Source organism: Glutamicibacter sp. V16R2B1 (assembly GCF_005774635.1).
In the GTDB taxonomy this organism is placed as follows: Bacteria; Actinomycetota; Actinomycetes; order Actinomycetales; family Micrococcaceae; genus Glutamicibacter; species Glutamicibacter creatinolyticus.
Map to the genome: position 1 here is coordinate 128,912 of NZ_VATX01000010.1, position 18,911 is coordinate 147,822.

General features: G+C 68.9%; 14 protein-coding genes. 7 read left to right on the top strand and 7 right to left on the bottom strand.

What is annotated here, in order from left to right; translation table 11 throughout:
- Positions 1-113 precede the first annotated feature (113 nt).
- The gene (locus tag FDN03_RS16925) at positions 114-1,283 is read right to left on the bottom strand and encodes a resuscitation-promoting factor (RefSeq protein ID WP_171021159.1); all 1,170 of its coding nucleotides are present in this window, start codon (positions 1,281-1,283) and stop codon (positions 114-116) included.
- 265 nt (positions 1,284-1,548) lie between these two features.
- Entirely contained in the window at positions 1,549-2,505 is a 957-nt protein-coding gene (locus FDN03_RS06965) for a TatD family hydrolase (protein WP_249354397.1), read from the bottom strand.
- 241 nt (positions 2,506-2,746) lie between these two features.
- Between FDN03_RS06965 and FDN03_RS06970 the strand changes: the two genes are divergently transcribed.
- Genes FDN03_RS06970 through FDN03_RS06980 form a run of 3 tightly spaced genes read left to right on the top strand, consistent with a single transcriptional unit; the run spans position 2,747 to position 7,456 of the window.
- Entirely contained in the window at positions 2,747-3,718 is a 972-nt protein-coding gene (locus FDN03_RS06970) for a MoxR family ATPase (protein ID WP_138175381.1), read from the top strand.
- Positions 3,705-5,075: a DUF58 domain-containing protein gene (locus FDN03_RS06975; RefSeq protein ID WP_138175383.1), complete on the top strand. Its 1,371-nt coding sequence runs from the start codon at positions 3,705-3,707 to the stop codon at positions 5,073-5,075. The genes FDN03_RS06970 and FDN03_RS06975 overlap by 14 nt, the downstream gene beginning before the upstream one ends.
- Positions 5,072-7,456, top strand: coding sequence for a transglutaminase domain-containing protein (locus FDN03_RS06980; RefSeq protein WP_138175385.1), 2,385 nt, complete (start codon positions 5,072-5,074; stop codon positions 7,454-7,456). The genes FDN03_RS06975 and FDN03_RS06980 overlap by 4 nt, the downstream gene beginning before the upstream one ends.
- A 65-nt stretch (positions 7,457-7,521) precedes the next feature.
- Here the strand turns inward: FDN03_RS06980 and FDN03_RS06985 are convergent, their stop codons facing one another.
- Positions 7,522-9,006 carry an NAD-dependent succinate-semialdehyde dehydrogenase gene (locus tag FDN03_RS06985; RefSeq protein WP_138175387.1) on the bottom strand — a complete coding sequence of 495 codons (1,485 nt, stop codon included), beginning with the start codon at positions 9,004-9,006 and terminating at the stop codon, positions 7,522-7,524.
- Positions 9,007-9,320: 314 nt separating this feature from the next.
- Positions 9,321-10,154, bottom strand: a complete 834-nt coding sequence (rsmI, locus tag FDN03_RS06990; protein ID WP_246049847.1) for a 16S rRNA (cytidine(1402)-2'-O)-methyltransferase — start codon at positions 10,152-10,154, stop codon at positions 9,321-9,323.
- Positions 10,155-10,312: 158 nt separating this feature from the next.
- On the opposite strand from rsmI, the gene FDN03_RS06995 reads away from it, so the two are divergent.
- The 3 genes from FDN03_RS06995 (at position 10,313) to FDN03_RS07005 (ending at position 14,558) form a co-directional block, all read left to right on the top strand.
- Entirely contained in the window at positions 10,313-11,923 is a 1,611-nt protein-coding gene (locus tag FDN03_RS06995) for a phospholipid carrier-dependent glycosyltransferase (protein ID WP_138175391.1), read from the top strand.
- Between the two features lie 73 nt (positions 11,924-11,996).
- Positions 11,997-13,838 (top strand): long-chain fatty acid--CoA ligase, encoded by a 1,842-nt coding sequence (locus tag FDN03_RS07000; protein WP_138175393.1) that lies wholly within the window; start codon positions 11,997-11,999, stop codon positions 13,836-13,838.
- 69 nt (positions 13,839-13,907) lie between these two features.
- On the top strand, positions 13,908-14,558 hold the full coding sequence (locus FDN03_RS07005) for a methyltransferase domain-containing protein (protein WP_138175395.1): 651 nt from the start codon (positions 13,908-13,910) through the stop codon (positions 14,556-14,558).
- 92 nt (positions 14,559-14,650) lie between these two features.
- On the opposite strand, the gene FDN03_RS07010 is transcribed toward FDN03_RS07005, so the two are convergent.
- The 3 genes from FDN03_RS07010 to FDN03_RS07020 form a co-directional block, all read right to left on the bottom strand.
- Positions 14,651-16,075 carry a TIGR01906 family membrane protein gene (locus FDN03_RS07010; protein WP_138175397.1) on the bottom strand — a complete coding sequence of 475 codons (1,425 nt, stop codon included), beginning with the start codon at positions 16,073-16,075 and terminating at the stop codon, positions 14,651-14,653.
- A gap of 189 nt (positions 16,076-16,264) precedes the next feature.
- Positions 16,265-17,731 (bottom strand): adenosylhomocysteinase, encoded by a 1,467-nt coding sequence (ahcY, locus tag FDN03_RS07015; protein ID WP_138175399.1) that lies wholly within the window; start codon positions 17,729-17,731, stop codon positions 16,265-16,267.
- Positions 17,732-17,978: 247 nt separating this feature from the next.
- Complete coding sequence (locus FDN03_RS07020) at positions 17,979-18,362, bottom strand: DUF3499 domain-containing protein (protein ID WP_138175401.1); 384 nt, start codon at positions 18,360-18,362, stop codon at positions 17,979-17,981.
- An 86-nt stretch (positions 18,363-18,448) separates the two neighbouring features.
- Between FDN03_RS07020 and FDN03_RS07025 the strand changes: the two genes are divergently transcribed.
- Entirely contained in the window at positions 18,449-18,907 is a 459-nt protein-coding gene (locus tag FDN03_RS07025; RefSeq protein WP_171021156.1) for a metallopeptidase family protein, read from the top strand.
- Positions 18,908-18,911: the final 4 nt, after the last annotated feature.

Consider the following 18,911-nt stretch of genomic DNA (forward strand, 5'->3'; position numbering starts at 1 on the left):
CCAATACTAGTTCAGCGTCCGGCCCGCGTTCAGCGCCGCCGCGGCGCCCCATAGAACAGCGACGCGACCGCCCGCTGGGGTGGTCGCGTCGCTGTGGGGGGAAATTCGTGGTTCTAGAGCAGGCCGAGCTTGCGGGCGCAGGCCGGCCAGTGGCCCCAGCCGCCGCTGGCGCGCAGCTTCTCCGCTGCGGCCACCTGCTCCTGCGGGGTGGCCTGGTGCGGCAGCGGTGCGTACTTGGTGCCGCCCACGGCACGCCAGGAGGAGGCGGAGAACTGCAGGCCGCCGTAGTAGCCGTTGCCGGTGTTGATCGACCAGTTGCCGCCGGATTCGCACTTGGCCAGGGCCGACCAGGCGCCGGAGACGCTCTTGGGGGTGGCGGTCTTCTTCTTGGACTCGCTCTTGGATTCGGCCGGCTTCTTGGTGCCGACCTTGATGACCTTGGCGACCGGTTCCTTGGTGACCTTGGACTTCAGGACTTCTTCCTCGCCCTTCGTGCCGTTGCGGGTTTCCTGGCGCAGGGTCAGCTCGCGCTCGCCCTTTTCGCCCTTGGTCTTGACCTTGGTCTTGCCCTTCTGAAGCTTGGAGTCCTTGACTTCCTCGGTGCCGAAGGCGATGTCGCGGGTTTCTTCCCAGGTCTTGACCTCGACCTGGATCACGTCGACGTCCATCTTGTCGCTGATCTCGGTGCCCGGCTTGGCGTCCTTGGTGGTCTCGCCGTCGGCCTTCAAATTGATCTCGTCGTTCTCATCCAGCTTCACGCCCTCGGCGTCCAGCAGTTCGGCGACGCTCTGCGCGGTGGTTTCCACCTGCTGCCGCTTGTCCTTGCCGACCTTCAGGTTCACGACCTTCGGGGTGATGATTTCGATGCTTTCGCTCAGTGACATCAGGGCGATGTCATCGGAGAGGGACACTTCGGCGCCCTTTTCCAGTTCCAGCTGCTTGACCACGTCGGCCACGGTCATCCCGGTGGTGTGCACGACCCGGTCGGTGCCGTCCACCGAGACCTGCACCGACTTGTTGCGCTTGACCTTAACGGTCTGCTCGTCATCCAGCGAGGAATCCAGCGCCGGGAAGACCTCGTCGCGTTCCCCCAGGGCGATGTCCTGCTGGGCGAGCAGATCCTCGACGGTGGCGGCGCGGGTGTTCAGCACCTGCTGGTCCCCGTCGATGGCCAGGGTTACGGACTTCTGCCCGGCAATGTAGAAGACGGCGCCGGCGATGATGACGGCGACCGCTACGGCCTGGGCCAGGAACTTGACCGAGCGTTTCTTGAGCAAGTGCATCACAGTGAATGGTTCCCCATCGGTTGTGGGCCGCCGGTTCCCGGTGCCTGAGGCCCGGGCGGGCCCAGTGACCCGTGGGTCACCAATACGTACATACAATTTCCATGCGTCGTGCCGCTGCCACCCCGTACGGGGCTTTGCGGCGCTGTCGCGGCGTCGCTGTGGGGGCGGTTCCAGCCACTCCCGGCGCGAGACACTTGTAGTACCGTAACCGAATTGTAATAATCAGGCAAGCGTGAATGGCGCACGACACACCTGCCCGGGCTTAGAATGCGCCGTACACCTCCAGGGTGTTCGCCATGACCTGCGAGCACAGCTGCTCCAGGTCCGCACCCCGATGCCCGGCCATGAAACGCAGCGTGTAGGGGATCATGTAGCTGGCGTTGGGCCGGCCCCGGTAGGGGTGCGGGGTCAGGAACGGGGCGTCGGTTTCCACCAGGATCAGCCGGGGGTCGGCCAGGGCCAGGGCGTCCTGGATGCCGGTGGAGTTCTTGAAGCTCACGGTTCCGGCGAAGGACATGTACCAGCCGTTTTCGTTGCAGATGCGCGCCAGCTGGCCATCCCCGGAGAAGCAGTGGAAGACCACCCTGGGCGGCAGCTGCTCATCACGCAGCACGCGCACCACGTCCTGGTGGGCGTCGCGGTCGTGGATCTGCAGGGCCTTGCCGTGGCGGCGGGCGATCTCGATGTGGCGGCGGAACGATTCCTCCTGCACCGGCCGACCCTCGGGTCCGGTGCGGAAGTAGTCCAGGCCGGTTTCCCCCACGGCCCGCACCCGCTCCTGCCCGGCCAGCTCGTCGATCCGCTCGATCGCCGCGTCCAGCTGTCCGCGTTCGGCCAGCCGGGCCGCATCATTGGGGTGGATGGCCACGGCGGCCAGCACGGCCGGGTTTTGCTGGGCGGCGCGGACCGCGAATTCCGAGGAGGGCACATCGCAGCCGACCTGGATCAGCCCGGCCACTCCCACCTGGGCGGCGGCCTGCACCGCCTGCTCCACGCTCACATTCAGCTTCCCGTCCCGGAAGTCCAGGTGGGTGTGGTTGTCGATGACCGGCAGCGGCAGGGGTTCGGGAGCCTCGGGGTAGATCAGGTTCCGCTTGCTTCCGTCCTTCTCCTGCGTGGTCGAACGGCTGCGTTCGGCGTCATCCGCCGCGCCCTCCTGCTCACGGGGGCGGTAGGCCTCCGGAATTGCCTGATAGTTGATCTGCTTGCCTCGCCCCACCGTGTTCCCTTCACTTCTCCTTGCGGTGCCCGGCACCGGTGCCCGCCGCCTACGATTCTGCCATCCTGCCCGCCGCGGCGCAGTGTCCCGGGCAACGCCGCAGCACTGGTTGGCTGGATGTGCGCGGACTGCCGGAACCTATTCGTGATGTACCTCACCTTCCGTTGGTAGGGTTAAGCCAACCGGGCAGGACCTGTCCCGGAGCCGGCGACCGCCGCACTTTTCCACCGGGAGGGGCCAGATGAGCGTTCACCAGACGCTGCCAAGTGTTGATGCCGATTTCGGTGAGCAATGCCAGCGAATCATCCAGGGCATGTCCACGGTGATCGATGGCAAGCCGCAGGCCATCAAGACGGCGTTGGTGGTGCTCCTGGCCGGCGGTCACCTGCTGGTGGAGGACGTGCCGGGAGTGGGCAAGACACTGCTGGCCAAGGCGCTGGCCCGCAGCGTGGACGGCACCGTGAACCGCATCCAATTCACCCCGGACTTGCTGCCCAGCGACGTGACCGGGGTATCGGTGTTCTCCCCGCAGACCCAGGACTTCACCTTCCATCCCGGCCCGGTGTTCGCCAACATCGTGATCGCCGACGAAATCAACCGCGCCAACGCCAAGACGCAGGCGGCGCTGCTGGAGTGCATGGAGGAGCTGCAGGTCACGGTGGACTCGGTCACCCACCCGCTGCAGCGGCCCTTCATGGTCATCGCCACGCAGAACCCGATTGACGCGGAGGGCACCTTTGCGCTGCCCGAGGCGCAGCGCGACCGGTTCATGGCCCGCATTTCCATGGGCTACCCGGACCGGGCGGCGGAAATCTCCATGCTCTGCACCCACCACGGCCACGACCCGTTGGCCGAGATCGGTGCGCTGCTGGGCCTGGAGCGGCTGCGCCGGATGATGTTGCAGGTCCAGCGGGTGACCGTGACCGAACGCCTGGCCGGCTACGTGGTGGATTTGGGCCGGGCCACCCGGGAGCACCAGCACGTGCTGGTCGGTGCCTCGCCGCGCGCCCTGCTGCAGTGGGTGCGGGCCGCGAAGTCCCACGCGGCGGTCTGCGGGCGGGACCATGTGCTGCCCGAGGATGTGCGGGAGGTCGCCCCGATGCTGCTGGGCCACCGGCTGCTGCTGACCCGGCGGGCCCTGGCCGAGGGCGTGCACCCCGAGACGGTGGTCGGCGAGGTCCTGCAGCACACTGCGGTGGGTGGGGCGGGCTGAGATGGGCCCGGTTCCCCGCTTTGACCCGAACGACTCGCTGTCCTGGGTGCGCGAGCCCGAACGGTTCGGCGTGCTGCGCAGCTGGCACCTGGACTTGGTCTCCCGGCGCGGCTGGGTGGTGGCCGGCAGCGGGCTGGCGGCGCTGTGGCTGGCCCATCTGCTGGGGCGCCGTGAGCTGATGGCCGTGGGGCTGACCCTGCTGGCCCTGGTGGGGTGTGCCTGGCTGGTGGTGCGCCTGGGCCGGCTGGCCGGTCAGATCACCCGGGTGTTGCCCGAACGCCCGGTCAGCGTGGGCGAGGTGGTGCCGGTGAGCCTGCGCTGTGAGCAGCCGGCGGTGATCCGCGAGGTCTTGCCCGAGGGCTACCCGCCCGCCCCCAGTTTCCAGGCTCCGGGCCGTTTCGACTACGAACTGGTCTTCCGCCGCCGCGGTCTGCACCTGCTCGGCCCGGCCCAGCAGCGCCTGGCGGACCCGTGCGGGCTGGTGGACGGGCTGGTGGACACCGGTGAGGCAAGCGGCGTCGCGGTGCGCGCCCACTGTCTGCGCCTGGAGCACTCCACCGCGCTCGGCGAGCGCATGCTCACCGGTGAGGCTCGGCACACCCGGAGCGCCTCGGTGGACTACTACGATGTGGGGATCCGTGATCACCAGCAGGGCGATTCGCTGCGCCAGGTTCACTGGAAGGCGACCGCCCGCCACGGCCGGCTGATGGTGCGCCAGGAAAACTATGTGGCCACCGCGCACAGCCTGATCGTGCTGGACCGGCGGCGCAGTGCCTGGCATGGCCCCGGGGATTTGAATCATGAGATCCCGCAGGGCACCGGCGCCCCGCTAGCCAGCACGCTGCGCTTTGAAAAGGCCCTGTCCCTGTCCTGCAGCATCGGCGAGCTCTATGCCCGGCACGGCTACCAGCTGATGGTGCGAGATCTGGCCGGGCAGGAGCTGGACAACCCGCGCCCGGCCCCGTCCGGGCGGGCCGGTGAGATCCCGTTCCCGCAGGCGGCGGTGTCCGGCGCCTCGGCGCTGGACCGCTTCGAGGCCTTCCACGCCGCAACCACCAGCCTGGGCCTGAGCGAGGGCGGGCAGGAGGCTGACGCGCGCGGGCTGGCCGAATCGCTGGGCAAGCTGCTGTTGGGATTCGCCGATGAACCGGTGTTCCTGGTGCTCGGGGAGCTGGGCGTCGCCCAGGCCCGCTGGCTGGCCGGGCTGTCCCGCACGGTGCGCAACGTGGACGTGTTCCTGATCTGCGCGCACCCCGAACGGCACCGGGAGGCGGCCGCCCAGTTCGCGCTCACCCCGTGGCGGGTGCACCTGCATGGGGCGCAGGATCCGCTGGCCCGGCTGTGGGAGTCGCCATGAGCACCGCGCTGCGTGAGCCGCCGGCCCCCGCGGCAGCGGCACCGGCCGAACCGGCCGCAATGCCCCGGCCCGGGCACCCGCTGGCGCACCTGGTCACCGCGCTGTGCCTGTGGGCGGCCCTGCTGGCCGGGATGGCCAGCCTGCACGGGGTGGTGGAGGGCCACGGCTGGCTGTGGAACCTGTGGTTCCCGCTGTTGCTGGTGCACGGCACCGGGGCGGCGGTGCGTGCCAGCCGGTTGCCGGTCTGGCTGGCGCCGCTCGCCTGCCTGCTGGTCGCGGCCGGCTGCGCCTGGTTCTCCCCGGCGCTGGCCGATCCGGGCCTGGGCGGCGGGCGGGGGCAGCGCTTCGGGCAGCTGGTGCACAACGCGAACCTGGAGTTTGCCACCCAGGTGCCCCAGGTGGCGTACACCGCGGCGGTGGATTTCACGTTCCTGCTGCTGGGCCTGGTCCTGGCGGTACTGGTCGAAGCCCTGACCAGCTCCCGGCGCCTGGCCCTGCTGGTGGTGTTGCCGCTGGCCTTCGCCCCGGTGCTGGCCTCCCTGTTCAAGCTCAGCGGGGCCGGGACCGGCTACCTGCTGATCCAGTTCCTGGCCATGATCGGATACGCCACGTTCCTGCCCTACCGGTATCACCGCCGGCCTTCGGCACTGCCCGGGCGGCGGCAACTGGGTTTTTCCGGCCTGCTGGGCCTGGTGGCCGCGGTGGTGCTGGTGGCCAGCAGCACCTGGATGCCCGGTTTTCGCCAGGGCATGTTCCCCGAAGGCACCCGCCCCTCCGGGGAACTGTTTGCCAGCAACATCGACCCGCTGCTGAACCTGGGCCGGGACCTGCGCAGCAACGGAAACAGCACCCTGCTCAGCTACTACACCTCGGCGTCGGCCGCCCCCTACCTGCGCACCGACGTGATCCAGGACCTGTCCGCCGCACGATGGGAACCGCAACGCGACCCGCAGGCCCTGGCGTACAGCGGGAACACGGTGCTGCGCGATCAGTACATGTCCTTCGGGGCGAAGCAGGAGGTCACCCAGCTCTCCTGGGACCCGGTGCCGCGCAACCTGCAGCTGCCGCTGCCGCAGAATTCCTATCTCATCCAGGGCCTGCAGGGGGCCTGGCGCTGGCAGCCGCAGACCGCCATCGCCTCCTTCACCCGCGAGTCCCGGCAGCAGACCGGCAGCGTGCTGGTCACCCACAGCGTGCCGGAGCTGAACCCCGAGCTGGCGCGGAACTTCGCGTTCTTCGAAAGCCGCACCCCGCCGCTGGATGAGCAGCTCACCCGGCTGCCGGAGGACGGGGGCGGGGCGGTGCACGAGCTGCTGGCGCAGAACCTGCGCCGCGCCTTCGAGGCCAACGGCACCCCGGGCAGCGACTTTGACAAGGCCGTGGCCATCCAGAACTATCTGCGCTCCACCCGGTTCAGCTACTCGGAGCAGACCCCGCTGCGTGAAGGGTATGACGGGGCAAACATGAAGGTTGTCGCCGCGTTCCTCGAGCGCCGCCAGGGCTACTGCGTGCACTTCGCCTCCACCATGGCGCTGCTGGCCCGGCAGGCCGGCATCCCTAGCCGGATTGCGGTGGGCTTCGCCCCCGGAGAGGCCACCGGGCAGAGCATCACCCTGGACACCTCCTCCCTGGCCGGGATGAACCAGGACACGGACCTTACCGAACGCACCCTCAACGGGTACCGGGTCAGTGGCCAGGACGCCCATGCCTGGCCCGAACTGTACCTTCCGGGCTTGGGGTGGACCCCCTTTGAGCCGACCCCCGGGCGCGGGGTGACCCCCAACTACGCCCCGGTCCGCCGTTCCGAACCGGCCCCGGATCCCACCCTCAACGACAACCGGGCGCTGGAGGAGACACCGCCCAGCAGCACCCCGGCGCCCACGGGGCAGGCAACCGAAACAACGCCGGGCCCGGGCGAGCAGCGCGGCTGGCCGGCCGCCACCGCGTGGCTGCTGCTGCCGGCGGCAGCGCTCGGGCTGCTCATCGCCCCGCTGCTGCGCGCCTCCGTCCGCCGCCGGCGGCTGGAGGTGGCGCAACAGGGCGGTGCGGCAGGCGCCGGCGCCGTGTGGGAAGAACTGCGCGCCCTGGGCGCTGACTACCAGCAGCCACTACGGTCCGGGGAAACCGAGGCCGCCTACTGTGCCCGGCTCGCGGCCCAGTTCCCGGCAGCCGGCCCACCCCTGGCCCGGCTTGATGCGCTGATTGAACGCTCCTTCTACGCCGCCCAGCACCCCGGCGCCGCCCAAGGTGTGCAGGCCGGGCAGGACCTGGCGGTCCTCGCCCAGCGAATGCGGGGCGCCTCGCCTTGGGGCCTGCGCCTGCGGGCGCTGGCATGGCCGGCCTCGCTGCGCGGCACGCCGGCACCAGGGATCCGGGTTTAAACAACCGTGGCGGGTGGCCGGACCCGTAGGCCGGCCACCCGCCACGGCGGTGTTTTGGGGTGCGACTACTTCGCGGCGTACGGGTCGGCGATGCCGATGTACTGCACGGAGGTGTACTCGTCCAGGCCCTCGGCGCCGCCCTCGCGGCCCATGCCGGACTGCTTCACGCCGCCAAACGGTGCCGCGGCGTTGGAGATCACCCCGGCGTTGAAGCCGACCAGGCCGAATTCGATCTGCTCGGCCACCCGCAGCAGGCGGTTGAAGTCACGCGAGTAGATGTAGGAGGCCAGACCGTATTCGGTGGAGTTGGCCTGCTTGATGGCCTGCTCCTCCGTGGAGAAGGTGGTCACCGGGGCGACCGGGCCGAAGATCTCCTGGGAGAGGATCGCCGAGTCATTCAGCACGTTGGCCAGCACGGTGGGCTGGTAGAAGAAGCCCGGGCCATCGACGGGGGCGCCGCCGACCACCGCGGTGGCCCCTTCGGCCACGGCGGATTCAACCAGCGAGTGCACTTCCTTCACGGCCTTCTCCTCGACCAGCGGGCCGACGGTGCTGTCCGGTTCGGTGCCGCGTCCGGGCTTGAGCTTGCCCATGGCGGCGGCGAACTTCTCGGTGAACTGCTTGGCCACCGATTCGTGGACCAGGAAACGGTTGGCTGCGGTGCAGGCCTCGCCCATGTTGCGCATCTTCGCGGCCATGGCGCCTTCCACTGCGGCGTCCAGGTCGGCGTCCTCGAACACGATGAACGGGGCGTTGCCGCCCAGCTCCATCGAGGTGCGCAGCACCTTGTCCGCGGCGTCCTTCAGCAACTGCTTGCCCACCGGGGTGGAGCCGGTGAAGGAAACCTTGCGCAGGCGGTCATCGGCCATCAGCGGTGCGGAGATCTTCGAGGCCGAGGCGCCGGAGACCACGTTGAGCACGCCCGCGGGCAGGCCGGCCTCGATCATGGTGGCGGCGAACAGCTGGGAGGTCAGCGGAGTGAGCTTGGCGGGCTTGAGCACCATGGTGCACCCGGCGGCGATCGCCGGGGCGACCTTGCGCGTGGCCATGGCCAGCGGGAAGTTCCAGGGGGTGATCAGCAGGCACGGGCCGACCGGCTTGTGCTGCACCAGGACCTTGTTCTTGCCCTCCGGGGTGGTGATGTAGCGACCGTAGTGGCGCACGGTCTCCTCGGAGAACCAGCGCAGGAACTCGGCGCCGTAGGTCACCTCACCGCGGGCCTCGGCCAGCGGCTTGCCCATTTCCAGGCTCATCAGCAGCGCGAAGTCCTCGGCGCGTTCGGTCACCAGGTCGAAGCCGCGACGCAGGATCTCGGCGCGTTCGCGCGGGGCGGTGCGTGCCCAGGAGGCCTGCACGGCGTCGGCGGCGTCCAGGGCGGCCAGTGCGTCCTGGGAGGTGGCGCTGGCCAGGGTGGCCAGCTTCTGGCCGGTGGCCGGGTCCAGCACGTCAAAGGTGCCGCCATCGGAGGAATCGCGCCATTCCCCGTTGATCAGCAGACCGGTGGGGACCTTGGCTAGCAGCTCTGCTTCGCGTTCGGCGGTAATGCTCATAGCGGCTTCTCCTGTAGTAGTAAGGACTGATGTTGGCGTCATAACCCCGACCGGCAGTCAGGGCGCTGCCAGCCGGGACACTTTCGAGTCCCGGTGGCTTCGCCGGGCGGCATGCCGCGGCCGGCGGCGCCGGGAACTGATCTAGGTCTGCTTCCAACGCTAGGGGGTGCCGGCTGTGGTGTAAACCGCACCTTGCACCAGTGATATACGATCCAATTGTGCATTTAGACTATGCACTTTGGGCCTTGGCGGCACTATTTTGACGCACCAAACCGTGCGGATCGAAGTATTGTTGCGCCGCGCGGGCAAAGGCGCTATTTTTCGCCCTGCTGCCGTGCGGCCAGCACCGCCTCATACAGTTCGCGCTTCTTCAGCCCGCGGGCCTCGGCGACCTCGGCCACCGCCTGCTTCATCCGGGTGCCGGCCGTAATCAGCTGCTGCACCTGCCCCACATGGTCCTCCGGCTTCCCGGCAGCCGGGGCCTGGGCCCCGGAGACCACCACCGCGATCTCCCCGCGCACCCCGTCCTGCGCCCAGGCCAGCAGCTCGGGCACGCTGCCGCGCCGGACCTCTTCGAACTTCTTGGTCAGTTCCCGGGCCACGGCGATCTGCCGTTCGGCGCCGAACACCTCCAACAGGGACTGCAGGAAGGCGGCCAGGCGGTGCGGGGCCTCAAAGAACACCATGGTGCGCTCCTCGGATTCCAGCGCCTGCAGCCGCTTGCGCCGCTCCCCGGCCTTGCGCGGCAGGAACCCCTCGAAGGTGAAGCGGCCGGTGGGCAGCCCGGACAGGGCCAGCGCGGTCAGCACGGCGCTGGGACCGGGTACCGCGGTGACCAGCAGCCCCTCGTCCAGGGCCGCCGCCACCAGCGGGAACCCGGGGTCGGAGACCGCCGGCATCCCCGCGTCGGAGACCACCAGCACCGTCGCCCCGTCGCGCACCGCCTCCAGCACCTCGGAAATCTTGTGCGTTTCATTGTGCTCATGCAGGCTCATCACCCGGCCGGTGGGCCGCACCCCCAGGCCCTGTGCCAGGTGGTGGAAGTTGCGGGTGTCCTCCGCCGCGATCAAGTGCGCGCTGGCCATGATCTCGCGCAGCCGCGGAGAGGCGTCGGAGAGGTTGCCAATCGGGGTGGCCCCCAGCACGATCTGCCCCTGGCCCTCCGGATCCCGTGTGGCGCGGGCCTCGGGTGCCGGCGCGGAAACTGGGGATTCTGGGTTTTCTTTAGCCTGTTGCACCTTATTAGCCTATCCCTAGGTGTGTAACTGCGGCATTTGTATTTTGCCCACCGGTAGCATGAATGACAATGAGCCTCACCGAGTCAAAATCCCAGTCGGCCAGCCCGGTCCGTTCCCCGTACCAGGCCTTCACCGCCAGCGCATTGCGCGAGCGGCTGCTGCCGGCCACCGCCCCCGGCGGCGTCCTGGCGTGGCTCATCCCCCTGGTCATCACCCTCCTGGGCGGGTTGCTGCGCTTCGTGCACCTGAACCACCCGCACGAACTGATCTTCGATGAGACCTACTACGTCAAGGACGCCTGGGCGCTGCTGCATTTCGGACACGAGATGGAATGGGTGGATGAGAGCAATGACCGGTTCATTGCCGGGGACCCGCAGCTGGAGGGTGGGGCCTCCTACGTGGTGCACCCGCCCTTGGGCAAATGGCTGATTGGGCTGGGGATGCTGGTCTTCGGGGAGTACAACGGGCTGGGTTGGCGCACGGCCACCGCACTGTTTGGCACCCTGGCGGTGCTGCTGGTGACCCTGTGCGCCCGGGCGCTGTTCAACTCGCACGCACTGGCCGGGATTGCCGGGCTGCTGCTGGCCGTGGACGGGCATTCGATTGTCATGTCGCGCACGGCGCTGCTGGACGTGTTCCTGATGTTCTTCATCCTGGCCGGGTTCTACGCCCTGGTGCTGGATCGTGCCGACGGGCGGCGGCGGCTGATCGCCAAGCTGAGCATCCCGCCGGGCAACCGGGCGGACTACTGGATGCTGCGCCACGGGCCGATGATCTGGTTCCGGCCCTGGCGCCTGGTGGCCGGGTTGATGCTGGGCTGCGCGGTGGGCGTGAAGTGGTCGGCCCTGTCCTTCGTCGCGGTGTTCGGGATCCTGACCGTGCTGTGGGACTTGTCGGCGCGACGCACCGCAGGGATCCGCCACTGGGTGGTCTCGGGGCTGTGGCGGGACGGGATCCTGGCCTTTTTCCAGATCATCCCGCTGGTGCTGGCCACCTACCTGGCCACCTGGAGCGGTTGGCTGGCCGGCAGCGAGGGGCGCTACCGCAACTGGGCGGCCGAGCATCCCGGGGAGGGTCTTGGCTGGCTGCCGGCGCCGCTGCGGTCGCTGTGGCAGTACCACGTCTCGGCCTACAGCTTCCATACCGGGCTGGATTCGCCGCACAGCTGGCAGTCCCCGCCCTGGACCTGGATGTTCGCCGGGCGCCCGGTGCTGTTCTACTTCGAGGGCTATGACGAAGCGGTGAACGGCTGCACGGTCTCGCGGTGCACCGAGGTGATCACGGATCTGCCCAACCCGGTGATGTGGTGGGCGGCGGCCCTGAGCATGGTGTTGCTGATCCTGTGGTGGATCGGGGCCCGGGACTGGCGGGCCGGGGCGATCCTCTCCAGCGTTGCGGCCGGGTTCCTGCCCTGGCTGCTGTACCCGGAGCGGACCATGTTCTTCTTCTACACGCTGCCGATGACCCCGTTCCTGATGCTCGCCCTGACGTTCATGATCGGCAAGTTCCTCCCGCCCGGCGGGGCGGCCTCCCCGCGCTATCCGGCGCGGCTGGTGCTGGTGGTGCTGTTCCTGGCGGTGTTGCTGGTGGTCTCCGCTTTCTTCTGGCCGATCTGGTCCGGGCAGATGATCCCGGACACCGCCTGGCGGGCCCGGGTCTGGATTCCCAGTTGGAGCTAAGTACGTTATATTACCGTGAAGTAACTGCCAGGTATTGGCGGTATTTCCCCGACCTGGCAGGAAGATTGAGTTGATGCGCGAAGAGACTGTCGAGCTGCGGCATGACCTGGATGCGAACTACAACACCACCAACCTATTGCTCGAACGCGTCCGGCAGGCCCCGGACAAGCCGCTGTTCAGCGTGCAGCGCCAGGGCACCTGGCGGGACATCAGCGCCCGGCAGTTCCTCACCGATGTGCAGCGCCTGGCCACCACGCTGATGAGCAACGGGGTGCAGCCCGGAGACCACGTGGCAATCATGTCCCGCACCCGCTACGAGTGGGCCCTGGTCGAGGAGGCCATCTGGTTCGCCGGGGGCATCTCGGTGCCGGTCTATGAGACCAGCAGCGCCTTCCAGATCGAATGGATCCTGCGTGATTCCGGGGCCCGGGTGGTGTTCGCCGAAAACGCGGACCAGCGGGTGGTGATCCGCCAGGCGGCCGCGCAACTGGGCGAACGGGTGGAGGTCTACCTCTTTGACGCCGGCAACCCTGCCCGGGAGAGCTCCATCCCCTCCTCCAAGCTCAGCGAACTGCTCGCCGACCCCGACCAGGTCAGCCAGCGCCAGCTGGAGGCGGCCCGGAGCCGGGCCGGGCTGCAGGACGTGGCCACCTTGGTCTACACCTCCGGCACCACCGGGCGGCCCAAGGGCTGCATGATGACCCACGCGAACTTCTCCCTGGTCGCCTACAACCTGGTCGACTACATGCGCACCGTGCTCGGCGAGGACCAGCGCACCTTGATGTTCCTGCCGCTGGCCCACGTGCTGGCCCGCGCCGTGCAGCAGGCCTGCATCCACGGCGGGGCGGTGATCGCCCACTCCCCGAACACCGCAACCCTGGTCGAGGACCTGCAGGCGGTAAAGCCCGGCTTCCTGCTGGCGGTGCCGCGGGTGTTTGAGAAGATCCGCAACACGGCGCTGTCCAAGGCCGAGGAGGGCGGCAAGGCGAAGCTCTTCGCGCAGGCCGAACAGGTGGCCATCGCCTACTCCAAGGCCCTGCAGGCCAAGCAGCACGGCACCGGGCGCGGGCCCGGCCTGCTGCTCAAATCCAAGCACAGGCTCTTTAATGTGCTGCTCTACCCCAAGCTGCGCGAGGTCTTTGGCGGGCAGTGCGGTTACGCGATCTCCGGGGCCAGCGCCCTAAACGAGGATCTGGCCCACTTCTTCCGTGGCGCCGGCATCCAGCTGGTGGAGGGCTACGGGCTGACCGAGACCACCGCGCCGGCCACCGTGAACCAGCCCGAGCACACCAAGGTGGGCACCGTGGGCCGCCCGATCCCGGGCACCAGCGTGCGCATCGCCGAGGACGGGGAAATCCTGATCAAGGGCATCGGGGTGTTCGCCGGATACCACAACAACCCCAAGGCCACCGCCGAGATGTTCACCCCCGAGGGCTACTTCACCTCCGGGGACACCGGGGAGCTGGACGCGCAGGGCTACCTGAAGGTGACCGGTCGGAAGAAGGAGCTGATCGTCACCGCCGGCGGCAAGAACGTCGCCCCCGGCCCGCTGGAGGAAACCGTGCGCGCCGAACGCATCGTCGCGCACTGCATCCTGGTGGGAGACAACCGCCCGTTCATCTCCGCGCTGGTGGCGTTGGATCATGAGGAGCTGGCATTGTGGGCCAAGGCCCGGAACCTGGGTGACCTCTCGCTGCGCCAGGCCGCCACCCACCCGCAGGTGATCGCCCAGGTGCAGCAGGCGGTGGATGCGGCCAACCTGACCGTCTCCAAGGCCGAGTCGATCCGCAAGTTCCAGATCCTGCCCGATGAGCTGACCGAGGCCTCCGGGCACCTGACCAGCTCGCTCAAGCTCAAGCGTCAAGAGGTGCTCGATACCTACGCCACGGTGATCGGCGGGCTCTACCAGCGCTGAGCTGCCCGCCGGCTGGCAGATGCACCCCGGTGCTGGCCTTCCGGTCTCCGCGGGTGCAAGGATGGGGCCATGATCACCCCCGACCTGCAGCAGTACGCCCAGAAGATGCGGGACCTGGCCACGGCCGGCGTGGACCTGGAAACCGATGCCCGGTTCCTGGACGCGCTGCTGCCGCGCCGGGCCCGGGTGCTGGATCTGGGGTGCGGGATTGGCGCCGCGGTCAACGCGCTGCGTCGCGCGGGCCATCTGGCTTGGGGCATCGACACCTCCGGGGAGGTGCTCCAGGTGGCCGCGGAGCTCTTCGATCCCGCCTGGTACCGCCGGATGCCGGTCACCGACATCGGCTCCGCCCGGCTGCAGCAGGCCGGACTAATCCAGCGCTATGACGGGCTGCTGATGGCGGGCAACGTGGCCGCGTTCCTCTCCGCGCGCGAACTGGCCGGCGTGTTCCGGCAGGCCGGCGCGCTGCTGGATCCGCAGGGCGTGTTCATTCTGGGCACCACCGCCGCCGTCTTTGGCGGGCCCGCGGACCAGGACCGGGCGGCGGAAGGCACCGGGCTGCAGCTGCTGGGGCGCTACGCCGACTGGCACCTGCGCCCCTTCACCCCCGACTCCCCCTGGTGCGTGAGCATCTTCGCGCCCACCACTGCTCGCCAGCTGCCCGGGGCCCCGGACGGGATCTTTGTGCTGGGCGGTCAGGTCGCCCACCCCGACCGGTGAGCGGTGCGGCGCACCGCCGCTGGGGGCCGTTAACGCACCGTGGCCCCAAGGCAGGTTGATCTGCCTTGGGGCCACGGTGCGCGTTCGCGGTGTTAGCTGTTGCCCAGCCCGAAGACCCGCGCATCCTGGCGCAGCCGGGAGGCTTCGCGGCGCCGGCCGGTGGGCCAGCAGGTGATCAGCACGATGATGACCACCAAGAGCAGCAGCACCGCCAGGCTGATCGCCGAGTCAATCCAGAACTGCTGCGGGTAGAGACGGATCAGCGTGTCGGTGACGTAGAACGTCCAGCTGCCCTCGGAGAAGAAGAGCTCATGGAACTTGGTGAAGAAGCCCTGCCAGCCGATCACGGCGGCGACCACCAGCGCGGCCATCAGCCCGAGCGTAATCAGCGCCCCGGCGAACAGCCCGCGGCGCACTCCCCCGGCGTAGCGGCGCATCAGGTAGACGATCAGCACGATCGCCAGCACCGCCAGCACCGCACCGAGCACGTACGCGAACCCGATCAGGTTCTTCACATCCACCATGTGCTGCACCTCGGCGTCGGTGAACAGCGCCGAACCATCCGCCTGACGCAGCCCGGAGAGGTATTCGGGGCCGGCGAAGTTGTTCAGGTAATCCACCCCGTAGCTGCCATAGGTCAGCCGTTCGGGCCAGGAGAAGCCGTAGGCGTCGGCCGGGAAGCCGGGGCGGCCATAGGCCAGGGCCAGGAAGGCGGGGGTGGCGACCAGGCGGATCGCGGCGATCAGCGACAGGACCGGGAAGATCAGGGCCAGCAGCACCTGGGCGGTGCGTCCCAGCGGCGGCTTGGAGTTCAGGGCACGCTCCCGGGCGACCCGGCGCTTCACGGCGGCCTCGGAGGGCTCGGGTTCCGGGACGTAGCTGCCAAAGACCCGGGAGCGGGCTTCGGCCACGGCGGCGGCCGAGGCGTTGCTCTTCTGGCTGGCGTTGGGCCCGGCGACCGTCACCGGCGGCACGCTGGCGGGCCGGGCGGCGCTGGACCCGGTGTTTTGGGCGGCCTTGGCCTTCTTCTCCGCCGCGATCTCATGGGGCAGCTTAATGGCCCGGATGACATCCTCCACCGGTTCGGTGGCCGGTTCCAGCTTGCTGACCGGTTTGGTGGCCGGGGCGGCCGGCTTCTTCGTCACCGGCTGCACGGTGGTCTTCGGTGCCGGCTGCGCGGCTGGTGCCTGCTCGGCCTTCGGCTTGCCGGTGGCCGGCTGGGTTGCCCCCGAGCCCGGTGCGGCCGGCTTTTGCGCCCCCTTATCCGCCGCGGCGGGCTTGTCCCCGGTCGGGGTCCTCGGGCTGGGCTTTTGGGCCTGCTGCCCGGACGCGGCGGGCGGTGTTGCGGCTTCGGCCTGGGTCGGCTTGGGCTGCTGGTTCTTGTGCTCTTCGAGGCGCGCGGCCAGCTTCTCGGCCTTCTCGCTGAGCGAGGCCTTCACCGTCGGGGCGGGAGTCGTCGGTGCGGGTTGTGGCTTTGCACCTTCGTTCTGCTTGTTGTTCTCCGGCGTTTCAGCCATGAGATGTCCTCCCGGGTGTGCGCGTTGGGCGATCGACGATTTGCTTCAGCCTGCTGATGGCTGTCGCGATTTCAGCATAACCAGTGACCAGCGCACTTTCCCGGATTACCACACCGCTAGCCTCCAGCTTCGCCGGTGGGGTGCCGGGCCGGGCCGCCCGCCAAGGACCGGCCCGGCCGTCGGGCGCCTTTAGTAGCGGTAGGCGTCGGACTTGTAGGGTCCTTCCACCGGTACGCCGAGGTACTCGGCCTGTTCCGGGCTCAGGGCGGTCAGCTCCACGCCCAGGGCGTCCAGGTGCAGGCGCGCCACCTTCTCATCCAGTGCCTTGGGCAGCACATAGACCTGCTTGTCGTAGTGCCCGGTACCGGCCTTGGTGAACAACTCGATTTGGGCCATGACCTGGTTGGTGAATGAATTGGACATCACGAAGGAGGGGTGGCCGGTGGCGTTGCCCAGGTTCAGCAGCCGGCCTTCGGAGAGCACGATGATCGAGCGTTCCTGCCCGGTGCCGGGCTCCAGCACCCATTCGTGCACCTGCGGCTTGATTTCGATCTTCTGCACGCCGGGCACGGCGGCCAGCTCGGCCATCTGGATCTCGTTGTCGAAGTGCCCGACGTTGCCCACGATGGCCTTGTCCTTCATCGCCAGCATGTGCTCGACCCGGATGATGTCCTTGCCGCCGGTGGTGGTGATGAAGATGTCCCCCTGGCCGACCACGGATTCCAGGCGGGCGACCTGGTAGCCGTCCATGGCGGCCTGCAGGGCGCAGATGGGGTCGATTTCGGTGATGATCACCCGCGCGCCCTGGCCGCGCAGCGCCTCCGCGGCCCCCTTGCCCACATCCCCGTAGCCGCACACGACGGCGACCTTCCCGCCGATCAGCACATCGGTGGCGCGCATGATTCCGTCGGGCAGCGAATGGCGGATCCCGTACTTGTTGTCGAACTTGGATTTGGTGACCGCATCGTTCACGTTGATCGCCGGGAAGAGCAGTTCGCCGCGTTCGGCCAGCTGGTGCAGGCGCAGCACGCCGGTGGTGGTTTCCTCCGAGACGCCCTGGATCTGCCCGGCGATGCGGGTGAACTTCTGTGCGTCGCGGACCAGGGATTCGCGCAGCACCGAGAGGATGATCCCGTGCTCGTGGTTTTCCGCCGCGTCCGGGCCGGGCACCGCGCCGGCCGCCTCGTACTGCACGCCCAGGTGCAGCAGCAGGGTCGCGTCCCCGCCGTCATCCAGGATCATGTTCGCCCCCAGGCTCGGATCCTGTTCGGCCCCCGGCCAGGTGAGGATATTCTCGGTGGTCCACCAGTAGTCCTCAAGGGATTCGTTCTTCCAGGCGAACACCGGCACCCCGGCCGGCTGTTCGGCCGTGCCGGTGCCGACCACCACCGCGGCGGCGGCCTCATCCTGGGTGGAGAAGATGTTGCAGCTGGCCCAGCGCACCTCGGCGCCCAGGGCCACCAGGGTTTCAATCAGCACCGCGGTCTGCACGGTCATGTGCAGGGAGCCGGCAATGCGTGCCCCGGCCAGCGGCTTGGCGTCACCGAACTCGGCGCGCAGGGACATCAGGCCGGGCATTTCCTGTTCGGCCAGCCGGATCTGGTGGCGGCCTTCCTCATGGCGGGTAATGTCGGCGATCTTGTAGTCAATACTCATGGGCTCCCAGTCTTTCGCGACGTCGGTGGCTGGGCGCTGCCGGGGTACCGGCCTGGCGCAGCACTTAGTGCTTGATGCTAGTCACATTCGCCGGTGCGGGGGCAATCAGGTGACGTTTTATCGCGGCTTCTCTCAGCACCACCGGCACTGGACGCGGTGGGAGGCGGCGCAGGGCATTGCGCGCTAGGCCGCCGGCGGCGGGGACGGGGTGACTTTTGCGTCCACGGCGGCGCGGGGCCGCAGCCGGTTAGCGGCCGGTGTCCTGCTGGTCCTGGGGCAGCACGGCCAGGCGCGGGCGGGCGTCGAGCTTCGCGCCGCGGGCGCTGCGCTGGGCGGGGGCGGGCTTCTCTGGGGCCGGGCGTTCTTCCTTCACCGCATGGGCCAGCGCGTAGAGTTCATCGTCCTGCGCGGCGGACTGCTGCAGCGAGTCCGGCAGCTGCAGGCGCATCAGCTTCCAGCCGCTGGGAACGGTCAGCCGGTCGGCGTGCTGGGCGCACAGGTCATAGCAGTGCGGCTCCGGGTAGGTGGCCAACGGACCGAGCACCGCGGTGGAGTCCGCGTAGACATAGGTCAGTGTGGCCCGCGCCTGTTCGCGGCACGCGGGACGAGAGCATAAACGAAGACCTTCCACGGTGCTAAGTCTACTCGCCGCCGGCCCACAAACCCGGCAGGCGCGGGCACCGCACGGCCGGGGTGTTTCCTTGTATGCTGGCGGGCATGAAGGAGAAATCCCGACCCCCGGCCCTGCCCGCGCGCCGGCGCCGCCACGGGCGTGGCCGGCGTGGACCGCTGGTGCCCATGCACCTGCCCGGGTACCGCACCCGCCCGGAACGCTTCGACGACGCGGTGGTGGCCAGCGCGCAGCGCCTGGCCGAACGCTGGGGCACGGCGGTGGAGGCCATCGACTTCCGGATCCGCCCGGTGCCCAGCGGCAAGCTGCTGGAGAATGCGGCGGCCTCCGGGGACCGGGTGCCGCTGGCCTCCTCGCGCACCGCCACCCCCGGCCGGCGGGCAAGGATCAGCATCTACCGGCTGCCGATTGAGCAGATCGCCGAGTCCTACCCCGAGGTGGTGGACATCGTGCACCAGTGCGTGGTGCACGAGCTCTCCCAGCTGTGGATGCAGTCGGTGCATGAGATCGACCCGGAGTACTTCCCCGAGGACCCGGACCTGTAGCGCC